We start from the raw sequence: 20849 nt of genomic DNA, 5'->3' as shown, positions 1-20849 counted from the left end.
ATGTATCAAATCGTTTTAGTAGATGATGATCGACTTGTTACCACCTTTCTTGAGAAGATGATCCCTTGGGAGGAGTACGGGTTTGAAGTGAAGGCGGCATTTTCGGATAGTATGGAGGCGTATGCGTACTTACGATCAAACTCGTATGATGTGTTAATGACGGACATTGGGATGCCAAGGATGAATGGTATTGAACTCATTACGAAAATTAAAGAAGAGAATGCCTCCTCCTGCAACATCATCATCTCGTGTCATGGAGAATTTGAGTATGCACAGCAGGCATTAAAGCTAAAGACCTTTGATTACATTTTGAAAGAGACCATGAATGAAGAAGATATCACAGATATGCTTAAAAAACTTAAAAGTCATTTGGATCAACAGAAACAAGAGTTGTTTAACAAAAATAAGATCAGGAAGTATCTGTCTGAAAATCACTCAGTATTAAAGTCTACTTTTTTTAAGAGAGTGATTAGAGAGTCCACAAATCAATCAAGTAATTGGCGGGTAGAAGCGGAGGAACAGCTAGGTCTGAGCTTTCCTTTTGATCATTACGCAGTGATTCATTGTTATATTGATCAACATCAACTTGTAGCAGATCGATTTCAGGATGAAACGCTACTTAAGGCTTGTATCACAAATATTATGGAAGAAGCTTTAGCAGAGAGGCAAGAGGGGGTTCACCTCATCTACTGGAATCGAAGCTTCTTTATTCTCTACCCCCTCATTGAACGAACAAGCCTGGCCATCATCAAGCAATCGCTCAAAGAGCTGCAAGCGAAACTTCAAACATGTCTTAAAACGACAATGACTTGTACGATTCATCCCATTTTTGAGCCACAGGGTGAGCTCGAGCGAATGAAAGAGCTGATACATCATCAGGATCAACGGTTTCATTATAGTTACGGTTCTATTGAGGAATTCCAAGTGAAAACGTTTCAGAAGGGATCTGTTTTCAAAAGCTATACCACGGATGTTGAACAGGTGAAAACGGCTATTTTGAATAAAGATTCTAACAAGCTGGACAATTGGTTTGCTGAACAGTTTCATTCTGATAGGGTCCATCAGCATTCACCCGAGGCACTAAAGGATTGGGCTACCATGCTCACATTAGACCTAAAGGTTAGCTTGAATGCCCTTCATCATTTTGACCGTTCAAGCTCATTCTCTGTAAAAAGTGATCGGATCCAGGATGCGGAGAATATTCAAGATCTCGAATTGCTCATGAAGGATATCTTCCATACCTATATGGAGCAGGTAAACCAAATCGACTCAGCCTCTCAAAACGAGGATATCGCAAAGGCGAAACGTTACATCTATTCAAATCTTCATATGAAGATCTCACTAAAGGATATCTCTGCTCATCTACATTTGAATAGCAGTTATTTCAGTAGACTCTTTAAACAAGAGACAGGGCAGACATTTATCGAATATGTCACCACATTAAAGATGGAAAAAGCAATGGGGCTTCTTGATAACAGTACAAAAACAGTGGAGCAGATCTCCTATGATTTAGCCTTTGATAGCAAAAGCTATTTCATTCGAACCTTTAAAAAATATGTTGGCGTGTCACCCAAAGCCTATAAGTACAAAAAAGACGATGTATGTAGTTAGAATTGACAGCGCTTACTTAAACAGAGGAGGATATACATGAAAAAAGTGAGATTAGGCATTATTGGACTAGGTGTGCAGGGAAGTACGTATGCAGGCTTCATTTCATCGGGGAGAGTTCCGAATATGGAGATCGGTGCCATTTGTGATATTGATGCGAGTAAAAGGACAACGGTAAGTGAGATGGGAGGGGAGATTCCTTTCTATGAAAATTATATCGAGATGCTAGAAAGCGGACACGTGGATGCTGTTGTTACGACCGTTCCACATTATCTCCATCCAACCATGGCGATTGAAGCCTTAAAAAGAGACGTTCATCCATTAGTAGAAAAGCCAGCTGGTGTCTATACAAAGCAAGTCAAAGAGCTAAATGAGTTTGCAGCAACAAAGCCGGAGCTGACATTTGCCATCTTTTTTAATCAACGAACCAATGAGCTTTACCAGAAAGTGAAAGAGGTCATTGATCAAGGGGATATTGGTGCTATCCGACGAACGAATTGGCTCATCACTACTTGGTGGAGACCTCAAGGGTACTACGATCAAAGTGCGTGGCGCGCAACATGGGAGGGAGAAGGCGGTGGAGTCCTAGTCAATCAGGCTCCACACCAGCTGGACTTGATGCAATGGATATGCGGAATGCCAAAAAAGGTGTACTCAAAGGTCCAGTATGGCTTTCAAAGAGATATTGCGGTAGAGGATGAGGTAACAGCGCTACTAGAATATGAAAACGGGGCAACCGGAATGTTTATTACGTGTACCCATGATGTGCTAGGGACCGATCGCTTTGAAATTTTAGGAGATAAGGGAAAGATCGTTGTTGATAATAGTAGCAAGGTGACGATTAAGCGATTAAAACAGCCAGAGCCTGAGATGAGCACCAGCATGAGTATGCAGGATGTGATGGAAATGATGAAAGATCAGGGACCAAGTGGTATGTATGACGAGGAAGTATTGGATTTTACAAGTGCGTGGGGAGAGCAGCACATCGCCGTGCTACAGAACTTTGCTGCCAATATTCTCGATGGCACACCACTTGTGGCTCCTGGTAGCGATGGCATTCACGGGGTGCACCTAGCCAATGCGATTCATCTATCAAGCTGGTTGGGGAAAGAGGTAGAGCTACCAATTGATGAGGAGCAGTACCTGGCTGAGTTAAATAAGAAGGTGGAAGAAGAGAAGCAGCATTCATAGAAAGGGGTTCGCTGATGCTACAAGTAGCTGTAATTGGACTTGGTGATATTTCTGCCCTACATCTGGCAGCCATTCAAGGAAGTGAGGTGGCAGGTCTTGTGGCAGTCTGTGACCACGATTCTTCTTTAGAAGATAAGATACCTGGTGTACCTTTTTATACAGATTATATGGAGCTGCTCACAACAGAAAATCCAGATTGTGTACACATTTGCCTTCCGCATTATTTACATGATGAAGTGACAAGAGCCTGCGTTAAAAAGGGTGTGCATGTCTTTTTAGAAAAACCCATCACTACGTCCGCAGATAGCAGTCGGAGATTAATAGAGCTAGTGGAAAATCAGCAGGAAGCCAAAGTCTGCATCTGCCTACAAAATCGTTTAAATGCAACGGTTCAAGAATTAAGAACTATTGTGAAAAGCGGAGAGCTTGGTCGGATAATCGGAATCAAAGGACTCGTTACTTGGCATCGTCCAACATCCTACTACGACATCAAACCCTGGCGAGGAACGATGAAGGAAGCAGGAGGAGGAGTGATGATCAATCAAGCCATCCATACATTAGATTTGATGCAATTACTTGGAGGAGACGTTCATTCTATTCGAGGGTCTATCGAGAGTTTGACCGAGAACAAGCATGAAGTGGAAGACACAGCGATTGCACATCTCACCTTTAAAAGCGGAGCGACTGGTTTATTTTTCGCAACCAATGCCAATGCAACAAACGATTCTGTTGAGCTGCAGATCACATTTGAACAAGGTGAATGCATCATTAAGGACAGCGTGTTAACGAAGAAGTTGGCTGATGGGAAGAAGGTATTTGTCGTAGAAGACGAAAAGGTAGCTGGTACAAAGTTCTATTACGGAGCTAGTCATGCCAAGCTCATTCACCAATTTTATCAATGTATCGCAACAGATTCAGATGAGTACATCCATCTTCATGAAGCGCAAAGCTCGATGGAACTCATTCATGCAATTCGAGAATCATCTGAAAAAGATAAACGAATAAACATGGAGGGATTGACGATAACATGACACAACCGAGAATCGGCGTACAAATGATGATGCTAAAGCAAAAGGCAGAGGAGATCGGAGTTTATGAAACGCTTAAAGAGTTGAAGAATCTAGGGTACAGCTCAGTGGAAGTTTCACAGATTCTGATGACAACAGAAAACGTGGCTGAGCTTAAAAGAGGCAGTGCGGACTTTTCAATTAAGATCTCGGCACTCTCTGCCCCTGTTGAACCAATGGCTACCGGGGTTCAAATGGAGAACCTTACAGATGATTTTGATAAAATTGTCGGTGATTGTAGGGAGCTCGACTGCACCTATCTCCGAATTGGCATGCTACCGGTGCATATCATGGGAGATAAAGAGAAAATTATGGCGTTTATTGATCGCGCTGAGGCATTAGCCGAACGACTAGCTGATGAGGGCATTCAGCTTTATTACCATACGCATCATATCGAGTTCCAAAAGTATAACGGCGAGTATCTACTCGATTTAATGAAAAACAATACAAAGACGTTAGGATTTGAACTTGATGTCCACTGGATTCAACGAGCAGGCGAGGATCCAATTAAGATGATCAAACAATATCAGGGTAGAGTAGCTCTTCTTCATTTAAAAGATTATCGCATTGGACAGATCGATGCGAGCGAAGAGGCGTTAAAGGATATGAAGGCGTTCTTCGGTCGTTTTACCAACCTGATTGAATTCGCTGAGCTTGGTGAAGGAAATTTGGATTTAAAAGCAATCATTGAAGCTGGTCTTGAAGCGGGTGTCGAGCACTTCTTCATCGAACAGGATGACACGTATGGAAGAGATCCGTTTGAGTGCTTGAGGATCTCTGGAGAGCATGTAAGAACGTTAGGGTATGGTCATCTGTTTTAAACAATTAAGAAGAGAGGGCGCTTAGACGCAATCTCTCTTCTTTTTATTCATTCATACCCACATACTTCACAGAATGCATATGTGTCTTCGTCAGCTCAATCACTTCATGAATGAATGTCTCTTGGTCTTCTTTAAAGTCATCTCGAATCCAATACTTTAGCAGACCATAAAATCCATAGGCCGTATACTTTTTAAAATAATCCATATTTACAGGAGCATGATGAAAGGTTTCAAATTCAAATTGCTCTCGGTAGATCTTTAAGATAGTCTGCGGGAAGCAAGTATGTAGTCCAGGTAACGTATCCTCGTATTTTATTAAAGAGAAGAAGTCCCGATTCGAATAGATGTAGGAAACAATATCAAAGGATGAATTCTTTAAATGAGTTGTGTGTACTTTTTGTCCTGGTACATAGGAAGCTCCGACCGATTGCTCAAGCCCCCGGAGTACGGTATTAAGCGTGTCCTCAGCTAGGTCAAGTTTATCCTTGTAATGAATATAAAACGTACTGCGGTTATAGGCTGCTCGGTCAACAATGTGTTTAACCGTTACGTGCTGATAGCCTATTTCTTTAATTAGTTCAATTAAAGCCTGTCTGAAATGTGTTTTTGTTCGATTTTGTCGTTGACTTGCCTGTTCAAGATCCATCGTAAAAAAATCTCCTTCAATCTAGACACTTCTCATTCAAATGTCTACCTACTAGACATTTGGAGAAAAGCTACTGATTGTCTATTGTGAACAAAGTAGTACAATTTAGTTACATAAATGAGACATTTATAATCGATACTATGTATTATACATGTCTATTTTATGTAGATAAAGATTTGGCCTAGGGGGGCATTACGATGGGAAAATTACAAGATAAAGTAGCAGTGATTACCGGCGGTGCATCTGGAATTGGCGCTGCGACGGCGAAGTTATTCGTTTCAGAAGGAGCCAAAGTGGTTCTTGTTGATTTAAATGAAGAAAAGGGTAAAGCATTTGAAGAAGAATTAAAATCTCAGAATGCAGAAGCTCTATTTATAAAAGCAAACATCACAAGCGAAGAAGAGGTAGCAAACGTCTTTAAACAAACGGTTGATGCGTTTGGTAAAGTTGACGTTGTGTTCAATAACGCTGGAATTGGGCGCGTACATCCTTCACATGATCTAGAATACTCTGAATGGCGTAACACAGTAAACGTTGATTTAGATGGAGTTTTCCTTGTAGCTCGCGAATCGCTTCGTGAAATGCTTAAACAAGGTGGCGGTACAATCGTCAACACAGCGTCTATGTACGGCTGGGTCGGATCTCCTGGATCAGCTGCTTACAACGCTGCAAAAGGTGGAGTAGTAAACCTAACTCGTTCTCTTGCTCTTGAGTATGCAGACAAAAATATCCGTGTAAACGCACTATGCCCAGGATTCATTGATACACCAATCATTCCTGAGGGTGACAAGCAAACACTTTCACAAATGACACCAATGAAGCGTCTTGGACAAGCAGAGGAAATGGCAAAAGCCGTTCTATTCCTAGCGTCTGACGATTCATCTTATATGACAGGTAATAGCCTAATTGTTGATGGTGGATACACAGCACAGTAGTGCATACAACATACGTAAGAGCCTAATGATTCTAACATAGAATCATTAGGCTTTTTTGTTTTACTGCTATAAAATAGTAGGTAAGTGTAAACTGTTGAAGATTATCTATACTCGTTTCTCTTTAAAGCTGATTGTTCTTAAGATCGGTTTACTTTTTATACATTATAATTGCCGTGCAGATTATGTCGAAAAAACTCATAAAATGGTACAATCGTAGTAGAAGTGATGCGAAAAAGATCTGGCACACGTGGTTCACATATTTAAAGAAGATTAACAAGGGGAATAAACCATGGCAGATTATGAATATAAAATTGAAGGTGACGTGTTTTACTTTAATTATTTAAAGATGGCAACGACAGACGCTCAAGCACATGAGCAGGCAGACCTTGTACGCAGTCTACTTAGTAAACCACACATCAAGAAATTTTTGAATGATAACCGAAGTGTAACAACTGTTGCCAATCCTGAAGTAAGCTCTGTATGGGTGGAATTGATGAGCTCGGTTTCTAAACATGTCGAGAAAAACGCAACGATTGCGTCAAGCGATGCATTGAAGATGCAGTTAAACCGCATCTCAAAAACGGCTGGAACATATGATAACGTTCGAGCATTTACAGATGTGAATGAAGCCCTTGAATTTGTAGGAATACCTAATGCGAAGATTAACTAGGAAACACAATAAGAAAAAACGCTTAGACTAGGTCCAAGCGTTTATACATTCATTTTAATTTAGATGAGACTACATGAGCTGCTACGAAGTCTCTAAACAGGTTAATGTCGTCCCACGTTTGAAAATGTCGTTTAGGTAAAACAACAGCCTTATTTTTTGAGAGGTAAAGAAGGAACATGTGCTCAAGCTCTTGAACCTTAAGAAGGTCGCTCCATTCAAAAAAGCTACTCATCCTTTTAACTTATTGGTGAACGCCTTCTGTTGAAACATCATATGTTATTTCCGACTGAATCAGCTTGTCACTCTTGAATTCTCTTTTCGAGCGGAAGGCGAGCATTCCATTTAAAATTAGAACTGATAATCCTAGAACAAGGGATGCTATTATTAACATGTAAATAAAGACAAGAACTACATTTCCGGAGATGGTGAGGGGAGCTATAACAAGACCTACTAGAAAAGCAAATAGATAGTAGAAAATTTTAAATTTCTTCGTATGATGATTAACGAACTCTTTATATTCAGAATAGGTCAATGTTCCTGACGCATGAATGTCTGCTTCTTGATGTGTAATTATGCTTCACTCCTCTAAGATGTATGTATCGAGCACCCAGTGTACACGATTAATAGAAATCGATACAACGATATCCTTTTTAATCTTTTCCTACAAAAATCGTTTCCGCTTCTTCTTTTTCAAAGCATATATTTACCGTTCTGCACTCAGAGCGTGTTCTATGTACGATCCCCGCAGGAACAGTGTAGAAGTCGTTTGGATACAAAATAACTGGCTCTGATGTTCCTTCTATTTCAATGATCAGCTCTCCTTCAAGTACTAAAAAGCTTTCCTCTGAATTAGGATGATGGTGCCATTTGTACGTCCCCTCAAATACAGCAACCCGCACACAATGATCATTTACTTTTGATAGAACAAAGTTTTCATGCTGTGATTCTATCTTATCTGTACATTCTTTAATATTTACTTTTTCTGATCTCATACGTAAGCCTCCTCTTTATTAAGTTGGTTTTCTTTTCACCAAACCCTCCTTACACCTACAACGCCTCTTCAATCAAATCCTCCACAAACGCTACTTCCTTCTTATAAATCTGAAACATGAAGTAGAAAAGAGTGAGGAGAGGAAGATAGACATCTTGTTCTTTTCCACTAATAAACGTTAATTCTGCCCCTTTTCTTACTGGAAATGGGTTTAATTTAGCAATCTTTTCTTTATCGACCTTTAATTCTAACCCACCGTCCCAGTCTTCCTCTATGTAAATCATCTTACCGTCCACGATTCCTGAAACAGCGTAATAAATCAGTGATTTTCCTTTATGATCCTGAAGAGAATAGGAGTGATCACGTACCTGATAGTCATATTGAGCAAACAACAAGCGTCCTTTTTTAATTCCTACATGCATTGACTGGTCATCCGAGTGTTGTGTGTAGATGAATGCATGTCCTTTTTCAAATGCATCTGCTTTTAGCACACGTATATCAGCTAGTTCAATCCCATCTGAATCTTGCACTAGAAATTCATGCCCTTTCCGAATCAGTGAATAGGTATCCACGAAGAACCGCCCCTTTACCAAACTCTGTTATCTAGTATACGAAGGAAAGAAGACTTGGTTTCTTTTATTTTAATCCCTCCACCAATCTTTCCGCAGGCTTAGAAAGCGTATGTCCCTTCAACCAGATCAGAGCGATTGGTGAGAGAAATGGCTCTTCATCTTCAATTCTACACGCCTTCAATCGTGCATCTTGAGTCTGTTTCATAAAGGCCTCTGGCACAATAGCGTTTGTCATGTTGCTTGCGATCATCTGACCGAGTAGCTGGATGTCTGAGCATTCACCGACTGGCTGGTTCATGCCTCTTTTAGCTAATCGTTCACGTATGAGCGAATAGACTCCGAGGCCTTCTGTACTTGGCAACATAAAGGGTTGCTCCGTGATCTGTTTCCAGGTGATTGAATCACCGAATGGCGAATCGATCGATGTCATAAAATAAAAGGGCTCATCTTTTATATGCAAGACTTCGAATTCACTTAAATTAAGTGGCAGCCGGATTAGGGCAAGCTCAAGTTTGCGGGCCTTTACAAGCTGACACAGGTGTCCGGATTCATTTTGTTGGATCTTCATATGAACCTTTGGATAGAGCGAATGAAAGTGCTGAAGCTCCTCTAGTAATTCACTTGACGAAAAGGTATTGACCCCCACGCTTAAGGTTCCCTTTAGACCTGCTCCCACGTCCCGCGTATGCTGCTTCGCCTCTTCTGTAAGCTGCAAAATTTCTTCTGCGTATTGGTAAAGTGAGCGACCTGCCTCTGTTAGTTCAAGCTTTCTACCATTCCGGTCGAATAACCGTGTTTCTAGCTCCTCCTCTAAAGCTCGCAGCTGCTGGCTAAGGGGAGGCTGGGACATATATAGCTTCTCAGCAGCAGCGGAAATATTTCCTTGCTCCACAATCTCTTTAAAGTAACGTAATTGCTTAAGGTCCAATTAAAATCACCCTTACCGTTTCATATATGCTAAACCTTACTTTACTCCATTTTATTCGTATAATGAAATCTCTTACACGTGTGCTACGATTTATATAAAGAGTTGTAAGGGGGAGACAAGGAATATGTCTGCACATTGGATTGGACCAGTCACGCTTGAAACAGGTTTTATCTATGAAGATCATGAGGTAGTTGGTACTGAGACCAAACCTTATTACCTAAAAATTGAATCAGGCTCTATCGTCGCCCTTCAAGAGGAACCGCCAAATGAAGATCTGCCACTAATTGATGCAAAAGGGTTCTTGCTCTTGCCTTCATTTAGAGACATGCATATTCATCTGGACAAAACGTTTTACGGAGGACCATGGAAGGCACCGACGCGAGCGAAAAAGGGAATCCTCACGCGGTTAGAAGAGGAAAAGGTCTTACTCCCAGAGCTTCGTCCTGTCGCTCAGGAACGCGCGGAGGGACTCATTGATTTACTCGTTCGCAAAGGCACAACAAAGATCCGTACGCATTGTAATGTCGGACAGGTTGAAGGACTGCATCAGCTTGAGGCGACACTTGCAGCAAAAGAAACCTATCAAATGATGGCTGACATTGAGATCGTTGCTTTTCCGCAGCAGGGCTTACTTCGAGACAATGCCACAGCACTTGTTAGAAAAGCGTTAAAAAATGGTGCCTCCTATGTGGGGGGAGTTGATCCAGCAAGTATTGATGGTGACATTGAACGGTCGCTGCAAACGATGGTGGAGCTTGCTGTTCATGAAAATGCAGGAATTGACCTTCATCTTCACGACAGTGGTCATCTAGGATTATTTACGATGAAGCGACTAGCTGCATTAACCGAGGAAGCAAAGCTTCAAGGACGTGTAACGATCAGTCATGGACTGGCGCTTGCTGACTTGCGCGCACCAGAAGTGGTGGAAGCCGCTCACATGCTGCGCGCTCAGAACATCGATATCACCTCAACGGTTTCACCTGGGAAAACCATTCCAATCCCCCTTTTACATAAAGAGGGCGTGTCCGTTTCATTTGGTGCGGATAGTATTACGGATCACTGGTCCCCGTTTGGAACAGGAGATAGCTTAGACAAAGCAGCAGTATTTGCTGAACGGTTTGGACACAAGGAAGAAGATACACTCCATCAGGCACTAGCCTTTATCACAGGAGGAATTACACCACTTGACCAAGACGGAAACCGTGTATGGCCGCAGGTTGGTTCCCCTGCTGACTTTGTATTAGTGGAAGCTAGCTGCACCGCTGAAGCTGTGGCAAGACGAGCGAAGCGGAGGGCTGTTTGGTTCAGGGGGAATATGACTGTGAACGCAATGAATGAGTAAGGGGGAGAATACAATGTGGTTAAAGGATGTACGGATCGAGACAGGCTTTCATATGGAGGACAAGCATTATGCGAGAACAAACACAAAAGCAGTTCATGTGAAGATTGCAGATGGACGGGTGGAAGAAGTGATACCCGCGGATCAGAAGCTTGATGAGTCTTATCCCATAATAGAAGGTGGCGGTCAGCTTTTACTACCGTCACTCATTGAAAAGCACTGCCACCTCGATAAAACATTACTCGGAGAAAAATGGCGTCCGGTGAAGAAAGTACATTCAATCTTTGAGAGATTTGAAATGGAGAAAACCATCCTGCCGCATCTTGAAACAACTACACAGGAGCGAGCAGAACGGTTGCTAGAAACGTATGTACAGGGTGGTGTCACACATCTTCGTACACATGTGGATATCTATCCGGAGGTCGGGCTTCAAAATTTGGTTGAAGTTATGGCAGCGATTGAAACATATAAAGGAAAATTAGAAGTAGAGATCGTAGCTTTTCCTCAGCATGGACTTTTAGTTGATGAAACGATTGAACTTTTGAAAAAAGCACTCAGCTATGGTGTGGTGAAGTATGTAGGCGGAGTGGATCCAGCAAGCGTAGATGGTGACATTGAAAAATCTCTGCAGACCATGGTCACACTCGCAAAGGAGCATGAAGTAGGGATCGATCTGCACCTTCATGATGCGGATCACCTCGGGACTTTTACAATGAAAAGAATGGCGCAGCTCGTGTTGGAAGCGGAACTAAAGCAGGACGTGTTCATTAGTCACGCTTTCGGACTCGCAGACCTCCCGACAACCCAACTAAAAGACACAACGGACTGGCTGAAAAAAGCAGGTATTACCATCATCACAAGTGTTCCAATCGGCAGACCGTATCCACCCGTTTCTTTTTTAGAAGAAAACGGCGTTAGAGTAGCGGTTGGATGTGATAACATCTTTGACCTATGGTCCCCGTTCGGAAACGGTGACTTAATTGAAAGAGTCAGCCGCCTTGCCGAATCCTCAAAATGGACGGACGAATGGGAGCTTGCCCAAAGCTTAAACTACATTACGGATCGACGAGCAGCCATTGAGAAAAAAGACGGTCGTACTGAGTGGTTAAAACCGGGAGCAGAGGCGAATCTGATCCTAGTTCCAGCAGAATCCACAGCAGAAATGGTAGCAAGACGTGTGAAGCCGGAGATGACGTTGTTTAAGGGCGAAGTGACATTTAATAGATCGAAATAAGTGATAGAAACTAGAAATCATTAGGTGATTTCTAGTTTTTTTGTGGGCAGTCGGGCGGGTTAGTAAGAAGAGAGCGAGGGATACCAAGAAGTTAGCAGAATTAAGTAAGGAGAAAGAAGCGTTAGCAAGAAAAACGACGTGTGCACCAAGCCTGGAGCGGGTTCAATTAAGAAACAGGTGCTGATAGCAAGGAGAACGTGGAGGATACCAAGAACGGAGTCCGTTTAGCAAGAACCTCGGGGGGAGAAGCAAGAAGAAAGGCCGACCAATCAAGAACAACGCCTCCTTACCAAGAAGACGCCAGACGCCCCGCTCTAAATAAAGAGTATTAGACATTCGTCAAACATATAATGTAAAAATACAATACAATATCTAAGTTGAAACATTGGAACTAAATCCCACATACCCTTACAATTAATTTATGATGTAATTTAGATAAAGTTGGTCATCTTCCGTTTTTCGACAAATTTTATATTTTTCACGTGGGGTGATGAAATGAAGGTTGGTGTCATTTATGGGAGCACGCGGGCGAATGGGAATACAGTACGGTTAGCGGAGGAGGTTGTTAAAGAGCTTCCGAATGTAACGAGAATCAATCTACTAGACTATCAATTCAAGGATATTACAGACCAACGCCACGATGCGAATGGTTTTTCACCGGTAGAGGATGAGTACAATACCATCATTGATCAAGTGCTCGAGTGTGATGTCTTACTTTTTGCAACGCCGATTTATTGGTACGGGATGACTAGTGTGATGAAGCGATTTGTTGATCGTTGGTCTCAAGCTGTACGTGACGAGCGCTATCCAAATTTCAAGGAGCGAATGAGTGAAAAAGATGCGTATATCATCGCAGTTGGTGGAGATAATCCTCGAGAGAAAGGCCTACCTCTCGTTCAACAATTTAATTACATCTGTGGATTCATTGGGTTAAACTACAAGGGATTTCTTTTAGGTGAAGGTGCAAAACCTAATGATATCTTAATGGATCATAGGGCTTTAGAAGAAGCGCGTGAGCTTGGAGAAGTACTTAAGCAAAGAACGGAGAATGAATCATAGACAGTGAACATGTTCTACTTGGAGATCATCACCATTTTATTAAACTAGCCATCCCTCCATTAAAAGGGGAGGAAGAGATTGTTTGTGTGGTTGCAGTTCAAAGTGGTCATTACAGTGTACAAAATGCAGAGATCTACATTCCTTCTTCGACTATTCAACAATGGTACCAGGGACTGAAGCAAATGCATCGTGAATTAAAGGGAACAGTTGTCTTAACGAATCGGGATAACTCGTTATTCCTTAAGGTGATTACCCAAACACTCGGACAACTGCACGTGGAGGGAACAATCCAGGAGCTGCCAAGTGTAGAGAATCAGCTTACCTTTGAATTTCAGCTTGATCAAAGTTATTTGCCGCGTATGATTGAAGGGTTGAAGAAAGTGGTTGAATAAATGACATGTTATTGGAGGAGACGATATGACCATAAATCAAGAAGATTTCATAGCAAGCTGGTATGAAGGGGAATACGAAAAGATTTATCATACGACTTCAGATGAGTTTAAACAACTAGTTACTTTAGAACAATTTTGTGATTTAGGGAAAGACTTTAATAAAGGTGTAGAGGAATATAAGCTACTTCATACATGTTTAAATCCCGATCAAGTAACACAATATGTTTGGATAGATAACCTGGAAAGAAAAGCAGTTAATGTTTATTTTGATTCTAGCAATCAAATCGTCGGGTTTTTACTCTCTCCATATAACGTATATCCTACATATGATCGTACATATACAAAAAATGAGTATATCATGCCCATTAGTAGCGAGTGGTTTGTCTTCTGGGGTGGCAGCAATGTGTTCATTAATTATCATTATGAATTAACGAGTCAACGTTATGCGTATGATTTAGTACAGTTAAACAACCATTCTACATGTAAGAACGAGGGCCTTAGGAATTCAGATTACTACGCTTTTGACCGTCCTATCGTTTCTCCGGCAGACGGCACGGTTATGACGATCCAAAACAACATGATTGATAACGAACCAGGACAAGTAGACAAAGAAAATGTACTTGGTAACTTTATTGTTATTGAACATGAACATCAGGAATACAGTTTAATCGCTCACTTTAAAAAAGAGTCCATTAGTGTAAAAGAAGGTGATCAAGTGAAAAAGGGACAGTATCTTGGGAAATGTGGGAATTCTGGAAACTCAACAGAGCCTCATATTCATTTTCAAGTAATGAACTCCTATGATATCAACAAGGCTGAATCCATCCGTATTACATTCGCGCACGATGAACCGATAAAAGGAGATTTTGTTTGAGGTTATAAATTCATTAACCCATCACAATGAATCAGGTAAATACTTCTTATACATATCCAACGCATTGGTTTGCTCTCTTAAGACGGCCAATGTTTTTGGATGTGGCTTGGAATAAATAATTGGGTAATCCTTCTCATTAAGAGATTCATTAACAGTAAACGCCAACTTCTCCTCTATCATCGAAAACTGTGCATCAATTCCTTTCTTGTTTCCTCTAGCATCTAATCGTATCCATCGATCGAAAGAGGTTAAATAAACAGCATTTAATGCATGTATACAGTACCCACCAGCTGGAGTATCAAACAGCATCAAGCGTTGATAACAAAAGCCTGTTGGTATACCTTGTGAGCGAAGTAAAGCGGCGAGAAGATTTGATTTTGCATAACATATGCCTTCTTTGTGTGTCAGAGCATCTGATGCTTCGCAGGTGATTCTTTTGCTTTGTATATCCCATGAATGCGCGATCTCGTCACGGACGAAGTGAAAAGCCAGCTTCACTTTTTCGACTTCATTGTTTGCAGAAGAAAATAGTTCAGCACTTTTCTTTCTAATAAATGGATGGTTCATATCTATTTCAGGCAACTCAATAACGTAATCATTTAAGTCAGGTGAATCACACACCATACATGGGACCTCCCATCATTACTCTCTTCATTATAGAGTCAGCAAACCTATTACCCAATTATTTTTACAAATTAAGTGAGTAGTATCGTCTCATTACATAACGAAAGCTACAACAATTAATCCCCATGATGGCGTTTTCATCATGGGGATTAACAATGTGCCATTTGAAAAAACTTTGTCAGGAGGAATTTCAAATAGCTTGTATACAAAGTATCATAACATACAAGTATGATCAAGTGAAGTTGTGAGTATTGATCCTTCTACTATGAGGAAATCTATTGTAAATTTTATTATGGACAGCGTTTTATTTAATATGTATACTATGTACCATACCTACTTGTCATACAAGTATACATCTTATGAGAGATGATCTTATTCAAATATGTCAGCGTTTACATTGGATGAATTAATTAGTGGGAGAGTGAAGATGAATGAAGATATTTAGAAATATACTTATAGTCAGTATCATTCTATGCTCATGTGTATTGTTTTCAGTAACCGTTTTCTCAAGCGATGACTCTAATGAGCAAGTTATCATTCGATTAGGTCATGGCTCAGCAGAGTCAAATGATCGTCATAAGGCGATTCTACATTTTAAGGATTTAGTTGAAGAAAAATCGAATGGTTCCATAGAAGTGTTGATCTATCCTAATGAACAATTAGGGTCAGAGGCAGCCATGATAGAAAGTCTTTCATTCAATAATCTTCAAATGGTAGTCGCTTCATCATTTAGTCAATTTGACGAGAGAATTAGTGTGTTCGAGCTTCCTTACTTGTTTGATTCAAAGGAACAGGCATGGAGTATTCTGGATGGGGAAATTGGTCAAGAAGTCGCAGAACCGCTACTAGACTATAATATTCGAATTCTCTCATACTTTGAAAACGGTTTTAGACATATCACATCAGACAAACCAATCAATGAGCCTGCTGACTTACGTGGTTTAAAGATCAGAACACCTGAGATCCCTATGTTCCTTCAAACGTTTGAAGCGCTGGGAGCTGGACCAACACCTATGGCATTCGGTGAGCTTTATATGGCATTACAACAAGGAACAGTTGATGCGCAAGAGAACCCACTGTCAACAATCTATGCGAGTCGATTTAACGAAGTTCAGAGCCATCTTATCTTAACGTCTCATCAATATATGCCTTTGCCTGCTGCAATAAGTGACGAGTTTTGGCATTCCTTAACGAAGGAACAGCAAGACATTATTGAATCAAGTGCGCATGAGGCTGCTGATTTTCACCGAACGTTAACTGATGAAAATGAAAGCGTTATATTGAATGAATTAAAGGAAGCAGGCATGACTATTATTGAACCAGATCAAGAACTATTTAGCGAGAAAGTAGAAGTTGTATATGACAATTATCGTACGATATTTGGAGATGCACTTATTGATTCGGTCTTAGATGCAATACAAAATCATGAAGAGGAATTGGATGATTAATCATGAAAATGACCATTAAATGGATGGATAAGTATTTAGAAGAGTACATGCTTATTATATTAAGTGGATTTTTAGTCATTATGATCTTTGCTCAGGTATTTATGCGTTATATCTTTGATGCTCCTATCTCTTGGTCAGAAGAGATTGCGAGATTTGTATTCGTTTGGTTTATTTATGTGGGTGTAAGTGCAGGGGTTAAGTACAACAGACATCTAGGCGTTGATGCATTTAAGCTTCTATTTAAGAAAAAAGGAGAAACGCTACTTGGCATTATTGCAAACGTCTTGTTCTTAATTTTTGCGGTGCTCATTACATACCACGGTATTAAGATATTAGGCAATGTGTCGAGAAGCTCGGCAGCGCTTCAAATTCCATTTTTCTGGGTTTATTTGGCGCCAGTAATCGGAATGTTTTTAACTGCGATACGACTGATACAGAATATTACGATTCAAATTAAGGCTCTCTAATCATAATGAACGAGAACGAACGAGAAGAGGTATAGCGTATGACTACATTTGTTTTATTTGCTAGTTTCTTTATCCTGATGATTTTATCAGTACCAATCGGAATTGCGTTAGGGCTTTCTGGTTTATTAACGGCGCTGGTTTCTCCTAATATTTCGATGTCCTTTTTAGTTCAAGGGCTTATTACTTCTACAGATAACTTTGCGTTGTTAGCGATCCCATTCTTTATCCTTGCTGGCGAAATAATGGGTAAAGGAGGAATCTCGAATCGATTATTTGATTTAGCGAATGTCATGGTAGGTAGGGTCACTGGAGGCTTTGCAATTGCTGCGGTTATCACATGTATGTTTTTTGCGGCCATATCTGGGTCTGGTCCGGCGACGGTTGCAGCTGTAGGGGGTATTATGATTCCCGCAATGGTTGCACAGGGCTACGATAAGAAATTTGCTACAGCCATCATTGTGACTGCTGGTTCATTGGGAATTATCCTACCACCGAGCATACCGATGGTTCTGTATGGTATCTCAGGAAACCAATCGATAGGGGATCTCTTCTTAGGAGGCGTTCTTCCTGGAATCCTAATTGGAATCCTGTTAATGATTTGGAGTTACATCTACTCAAAGAAGAAAGGCTACCATGGAAGTAGTGAAGCTTTCTCTTTTAAAAAGCTGTTGTCTGCTCTAAATGCTGCAAAGTGGTCTTTATTGATCCCAGTGATCATTTTAGGAGGTATATACGGGGGGATTTTCACGCCTACCGAAGCAGCTGTTATTGCTGTGGTCTATGCAGGAATCATTAGCCTGTTCGCTTATAAAGAGATCTCATTTCGTTCACTGCCAAGAATTATGGCAGATGCGAGCGTGAGCTCCGTGGCGATTCTAATTATTATTGGTACGGCAAATACGTTTGGAAAGATTCTTACATTAGAAGATATTCCATCAACAATTGCTAATGCATTTTTATCTGTGTCAACTGATCCGATGTTGATCGTATTCTTATTGATCGCATTATTGTTATTCATAGGACTGTTCATTGATACATCAGCTGCTGTAATCATTTTTACGCCAATCTTATTGCCAGTGGCTATCGAAGTTGGCTTGGACCCTATTCATTTTGGTATCATTATGATCGTTACGCTCGCAATTGGATTTATCACACCGCCTTTAGGTGTAAACTTGTTCGTTGGCTCAAGTATATCAGGAATTGGTGTTCCTCAGTTAGTCAAGGCAAGCATTCCTTTCTTCTTTGTAATGCTTTTCGGCTTAATCATTATTGCCTTGATCCCGAGCATCACACTCCTATTATTATAAAGTAGTTCTTAATTCCCTGATCAAGTTGATGATTAAGTCATTAATCGTTATAATTAAGACGCTTAATCACTACAGGAGAGAAGTGGTTTAAATGAAATTCAATCCAGTAACAAGTAAGAAACTATATATCCAAATCTATAATCAAATGCTTTCGCAAATTCTTTCAGGTGCTTTTCAAGTGGGAGACAAGCTTCCATCTGAGAGAGAGCTCTGTGAACAATTTGAAGTGAGTCGTGTACCTGTTAGACAAGCGTTAAGTGCATTAGAGTTAAACGGATATATTTATTCTAGACAAGGTGAAGGCGTTTACGTGAACACGATCGAAGAAAAGAAAGAAAGTAGCGTTTCACAAATATTAAATGCTACCACGCCTGAAGATATTATTGAAGCAAGAATGAATATTGAACCATTAATTGTACGATACGCAGCAAAGAGAGCGACAGATCAAGAGATTGAGGAGTTACAACGAATCATCTCTATTATGGAAGTAGAAACGAAGGAAGGTTACTATAATCCAGAAACCGACGAGCTACTGCATAATCAAATAGCCAAAGCCACTCATAATGATCTCTTTGTTAACTTTATGTCAACGATCAGTCAGACGATGCGTCAGCAAGAAATGTGGGAGTTTATACGAGATCGGACTGTTACAAGAGAGGATTATCAAAGGGTCAATTTTGAGGAGCACAAAACAATTATTCGTGCAATCGAGAACCATGATGAAAATGAAGCTGCTCAAATGATGACAGATCATATGAACAATTTGTTTACACGGTATTGGAAGGAATAAAGCAATACATAAGCCAATGAATCTGAGATTCATTGGCTTATGTTTAGTTTACGATGAAGTGAGCCAGATCGTCACATTTATAACAATAGGTTTAACAGGTCATAGCTTTCTTCATTAGATGATGGCTTCTTCATCACGTCAGTGAAACAAATATCCACAATCTTATTTTCTCGGATACCAATGGCTTTTCCTCCGGCGCCGTTTACTAATAATTCGACTGCTTTTACCCCCATTTTTCTGGCGAGGATCCGGTCAAATGCAGAAGGGCGTCCACCTCTTTGTAAAAACCCTAAAACAGCAGTTCTTACCTCAACCCCTGTTTGTGTTTTGATATGGTCTTGTAGATCACTAATCTTAAACATTTTTTCTGTGATGATAATGATATTATTTAGCTTTCCATTTTGGATCTTCTGTTCCAATTGAGTCGAAATCTGTTGAAAACTAAGTGGCTTCTCAGGGGTTGAAATGATTTCTCCTTCTCCGGCAATAGCTGAATGCAAAGCAAGATCACCGCATGCTCTGCCCATCACCTCAACAATGGTAGTTTTGTCATGCGAATAATCGGTATCTTTTAGTTTACTAATACAATCTAAAACGGTGTTAAGTGTGGTGTCAAAGCCAATGGAGTAATCGGTATAGGGGATATCATTATCAATTGTGCCAGGGATACCGATGACTTGTATACCTAGCTGTTGTAGCTTCTCTGCACCCTTTAAGGAGCCTTCCCCGCCTATAACAATTAAATGTTCGATCCCATGACTCTTCAAATGCTGCGCCGCTTGCTTTCTACTTTCCTCCTCTACGAAACGAGTGCATCGTGAGGTTTTTAAGAACGTACCGCCAGTAGAAGTTAGATTCTCGACATCTTGTATGGTTAACGGAATAAAATCTCCGTTAAGTAATCCGGTGTAACCTGATTTTACTCCTATCACGTCGATATGATGAACTTGGGCCGAGTGTACGATCGCACTGATCGCCGCATTCATACCGGGAGCATCTCCTCCACTAGTTAAAACTGCAACTTTTTTCAATGTTCCATCTCCTCATCTATAAAAATTAAAGAGATCCAGCGACAAGCAGTCACTGAATCTCTTCGTACGTTTTGCGCATTAGTCCATATGTGAACCGCCATTAATATCAATTTCTTCTCCTGTAATATAGGAAGCTTCTTCAGACGCTAGAAAAGCAATGGTAGAAGCAATCTCAGATGTTTCACCTGGTCGATTCATAGGGATTCCTGCAATGACAACATCAGCTACTTCCTGAGGCAGTCCTTTCCAAATATCGGTATTGATTAAGCCTGGAGTTACACAATTCACTGTCACCCCATCTGCGGCACACTCTCTTGCAAGGTTCTTAGAGAAACCTAATACAGCTGCTTTTGATGCTGAATAATGGGCTCCCCCGAACACGCCTCCCCCTCTTTTAGCAGAAACAGAAGATAGGTTCACGATGCGTCCATATCCCTGTTCCTTCATTGTAGAAAGAACTGCTTGTGTACACAAGAATAGTCCAAACATATTCACGTTAAATACTCGTGTTACATCCTCTAGTGTTAGTTCTTCTACCGTAGCTTTTTGGGAGATACCCGCATTATTTACAAGGATATCGATACGACCGTAAGTTTCTTTTACTTTCTTAACCATTGCATCGTTTGATTCCTTACTTGTAACGTCGAGTTCAATCCCTAAAGCGTCTCCACCTAGCTCTTTAACAGCATGAACAGTATCTTCAATTCCCTCTTTATTTAAGTCAGCAACAACAATAGTTGCTCCTTGTTTGGCAAGAGTAAGTGCGATAGTTCGTCCAATTCCTCGAACAGATCCACTACCTGTTACAATCGCCACTCTTTTCTCTAAACTAAACATAATTATATCCTCCTAATT

The 20849-nt window shown here is 40.7% G+C and carries 22 protein-coding genes; 15 read left to right on the top strand and 7 right to left on the bottom strand.

The window, feature by feature from the left end; translation table 11 throughout:
* From NSQ54_19640 to NSQ54_19625, 4 genes are read left to right on the top strand one after another with little or no spacing between them, the layout of a single operon-like run.
* Positions 1-1611: an AraC family transcriptional regulator gene (locus NSQ54_19640; GenBank protein WYP26511.1), complete on the top strand. Its 1611-nt coding sequence runs from the start codon at positions 1-3 to the stop codon at positions 1609-1611.
* A 36-nt stretch (positions 1612-1647) separates the two neighbouring features.
* Positions 1648-2799, top strand: coding sequence for a Gfo/Idh/MocA family oxidoreductase (locus NSQ54_19635; GenBank protein ID WYP26510.1), 1152 nt, complete (start codon positions 1648-1650; stop codon positions 2797-2799).
* Between the two features lie 14 nt (positions 2800-2813).
* Positions 2814-3830: a Gfo/Idh/MocA family oxidoreductase gene (locus NSQ54_19630; GenBank protein ID WYP26509.1), complete on the top strand. Its 1017-nt coding sequence runs from the start codon at positions 2814-2816 to the stop codon at positions 3828-3830.
* On the top strand, positions 3827-4687 hold the full coding sequence (locus tag NSQ54_19625; protein ID WYP26508.1) for a sugar phosphate isomerase/epimerase: 861 nt from the start codon (positions 3827-3829) through the stop codon (positions 4685-4687). Before NSQ54_19630 ends, NSQ54_19625 begins: the two co-directional genes overlap by 4 nt.
* Before the next feature lie 43 nt (positions 4688-4730).
* Here NSQ54_19625 and NSQ54_19620 read toward each other — a convergent pair whose 3' ends face one another.
* A complete protein-coding gene (locus tag NSQ54_19620) occupies positions 4731-5333 on the bottom strand; it encodes a TetR/AcrR family transcriptional regulator (protein ID WYP26507.1) in 603 nt (200 codons plus the stop codon).
* Positions 5334-5530: 197 nt separating this feature from the next.
* On the opposite strand from NSQ54_19620, the gene NSQ54_19615 reads away from it, so the two are divergent.
* Positions 5531-6268, top strand: coding sequence for an SDR family NAD(P)-dependent oxidoreductase (locus tag NSQ54_19615; GenBank protein ID WYP26506.1), 738 nt, complete (start codon positions 5531-5533; stop codon positions 6266-6268).
* A gap of 289 nt (positions 6269-6557) precedes the next feature.
* Positions 6558-6938, top strand: a complete 381-nt coding sequence (locus NSQ54_19610; GenBank protein WYP26505.1) for a hypothetical protein — start codon at positions 6558-6560, stop codon at positions 6936-6938.
* 650 nt (positions 6939-7588) lie between these two features.
* Here NSQ54_19610 and NSQ54_19605 read toward each other — a convergent pair.
* From NSQ54_19605 to NSQ54_19595, 3 genes are all read right to left on the bottom strand, one after another.
* Complete coding sequence (locus NSQ54_19605) at positions 7589-7930, bottom strand: cupin domain-containing protein (GenBank protein WYP26504.1); 342 nt, start codon at positions 7928-7930, stop codon at positions 7589-7591.
* Between the two features lie 55 nt (positions 7931-7985).
* On the bottom strand, positions 7986-8501 hold the full coding sequence (locus NSQ54_19600) for a hypothetical protein (GenBank protein ID WYP26503.1): 516 nt from the start codon (positions 8499-8501) through the stop codon (positions 7986-7988).
* A gap of 64 nt (positions 8502-8565) precedes the next feature.
* A complete protein-coding gene (locus NSQ54_19595; protein WYP26502.1) occupies positions 8566-9429 on the bottom strand; it encodes a LysR family transcriptional regulator in 864 nt (287 codons plus the stop codon).
* Positions 9430-9553: 124 nt separating this feature from the next.
* Here NSQ54_19595 and NSQ54_19590 point away from each other — a divergent pair, with 124 nt between their 5' ends.
* From NSQ54_19590 to NSQ54_19570, 5 genes are all read left to right on the top strand, one after another.
* A complete protein-coding gene (locus NSQ54_19590; protein WYP26501.1) occupies positions 9554-10771 on the top strand; it encodes an amidohydrolase in 1218 nt (405 codons plus the stop codon).
* Positions 10772-10784: 13 nt separating this feature from the next.
* On the top strand, positions 10785-12002 hold the full coding sequence (locus NSQ54_19585) for an amidohydrolase (GenBank protein ID WYP26500.1): 1218 nt from the start codon (positions 10785-10787) through the stop codon (positions 12000-12002).
* Positions 12003-12497: 495 nt separating this feature from the next.
* Positions 12498-13061 carry a flavodoxin family protein gene (locus tag NSQ54_19580; protein ID WYP26499.1) on the top strand — a complete coding sequence of 188 codons (564 nt, stop codon included), beginning with the start codon at positions 12498-12500 and terminating at the stop codon, positions 13059-13061.
* Between the two features lie 86 nt (positions 13062-13147).
* Complete coding sequence (locus NSQ54_19575) at positions 13148-13453, top strand: hypothetical protein (GenBank protein ID WYP26498.1); 306 nt, start codon at positions 13148-13150, stop codon at positions 13451-13453.
* Between the two features lie 25 nt (positions 13454-13478).
* The gene (locus tag NSQ54_19570) at positions 13479-14327 is read left to right on the top strand and encodes a M23 family metallopeptidase (protein WYP26497.1); all 849 of its coding nucleotides are present in this window, start codon (positions 13479-13481) and stop codon (positions 14325-14327) included.
* A gap of 21 nt (positions 14328-14348) precedes the next feature.
* Here the strand turns inward: NSQ54_19570 and NSQ54_19565 are convergent, their stop codons facing one another.
* The gene (locus tag NSQ54_19565; protein ID WYP26496.1) at positions 14349-14951 is read right to left on the bottom strand and encodes a transglutaminase family protein; all 603 of its coding nucleotides are present in this window, start codon (positions 14949-14951) and stop codon (positions 14349-14351) included.
* Positions 14952-15382: 431 nt separating this feature from the next.
* Here NSQ54_19565 and NSQ54_19560 point away from each other — a divergent pair, with 431 nt between their 5' ends.
* The 4 genes from NSQ54_19560 to NSQ54_19545 all read left to right on the top strand — a co-directional run bounded on the left by NSQ54_19560 (position 15383) and on the right by NSQ54_19545 (position 18963).
* Complete coding sequence (locus tag NSQ54_19560; GenBank protein ID WYP26495.1) at positions 15383-16399, top strand: TRAP transporter substrate-binding protein; 1017 nt, start codon at positions 15383-15385, stop codon at positions 16397-16399.
* A gap of 2 nt (positions 16400-16401) precedes the next feature.
* Complete coding sequence (locus tag NSQ54_19555) at positions 16402-16866, top strand: TRAP transporter small permease (GenBank protein ID WYP26494.1); 465 nt, start codon at positions 16402-16404, stop codon at positions 16864-16866.
* 38 nt (positions 16867-16904) lie between these two features.
* Complete coding sequence (locus tag NSQ54_19550; protein ID WYP26493.1) at positions 16905-18173, top strand: TRAP transporter large permease; 1269 nt, start codon at positions 16905-16907, stop codon at positions 18171-18173.
* A 91-nt stretch (positions 18174-18264) separates the two neighbouring features.
* Positions 18265-18963, top strand: a complete 699-nt coding sequence (locus tag NSQ54_19545; GenBank protein WYP26492.1) for a FadR/GntR family transcriptional regulator — start codon at positions 18265-18267, stop codon at positions 18961-18963.
* A 77-nt stretch (positions 18964-19040) separates the two neighbouring features.
* On the opposite strand, the gene pfkA is transcribed toward NSQ54_19545, so the two are convergent.
* A complete protein-coding gene (gene pfkA, locus NSQ54_19540) occupies positions 19041-19994 on the bottom strand; it encodes a 6-phosphofructokinase (GenBank protein ID WYP26491.1) in 954 nt (317 codons plus the stop codon).
* 78 nt (positions 19995-20072) lie between these two features.
* Positions 20073-20831 (bottom strand): 3-oxoacyl-ACP reductase family protein, encoded by a 759-nt coding sequence (locus NSQ54_19535; protein ID WYP26490.1) that lies wholly within the window; start codon positions 20829-20831, stop codon positions 20073-20075.
* Positions 20832-20849: the final 18 nt, after the last annotated feature.

This window comes from Alkalihalobacillus sp. FSL W8-0930, from assembly GCA_037965595.1.
Taxonomy (GTDB): Bacteria; Bacillota; Bacilli; order Bacillales; family Bacillaceae_D; genus Alkalicoccobacillus.
The sequence above is the reverse complement of the archived record's forward strand: the minus strand, read 5'-3'. Positions and strand labels throughout refer to the sequence as shown.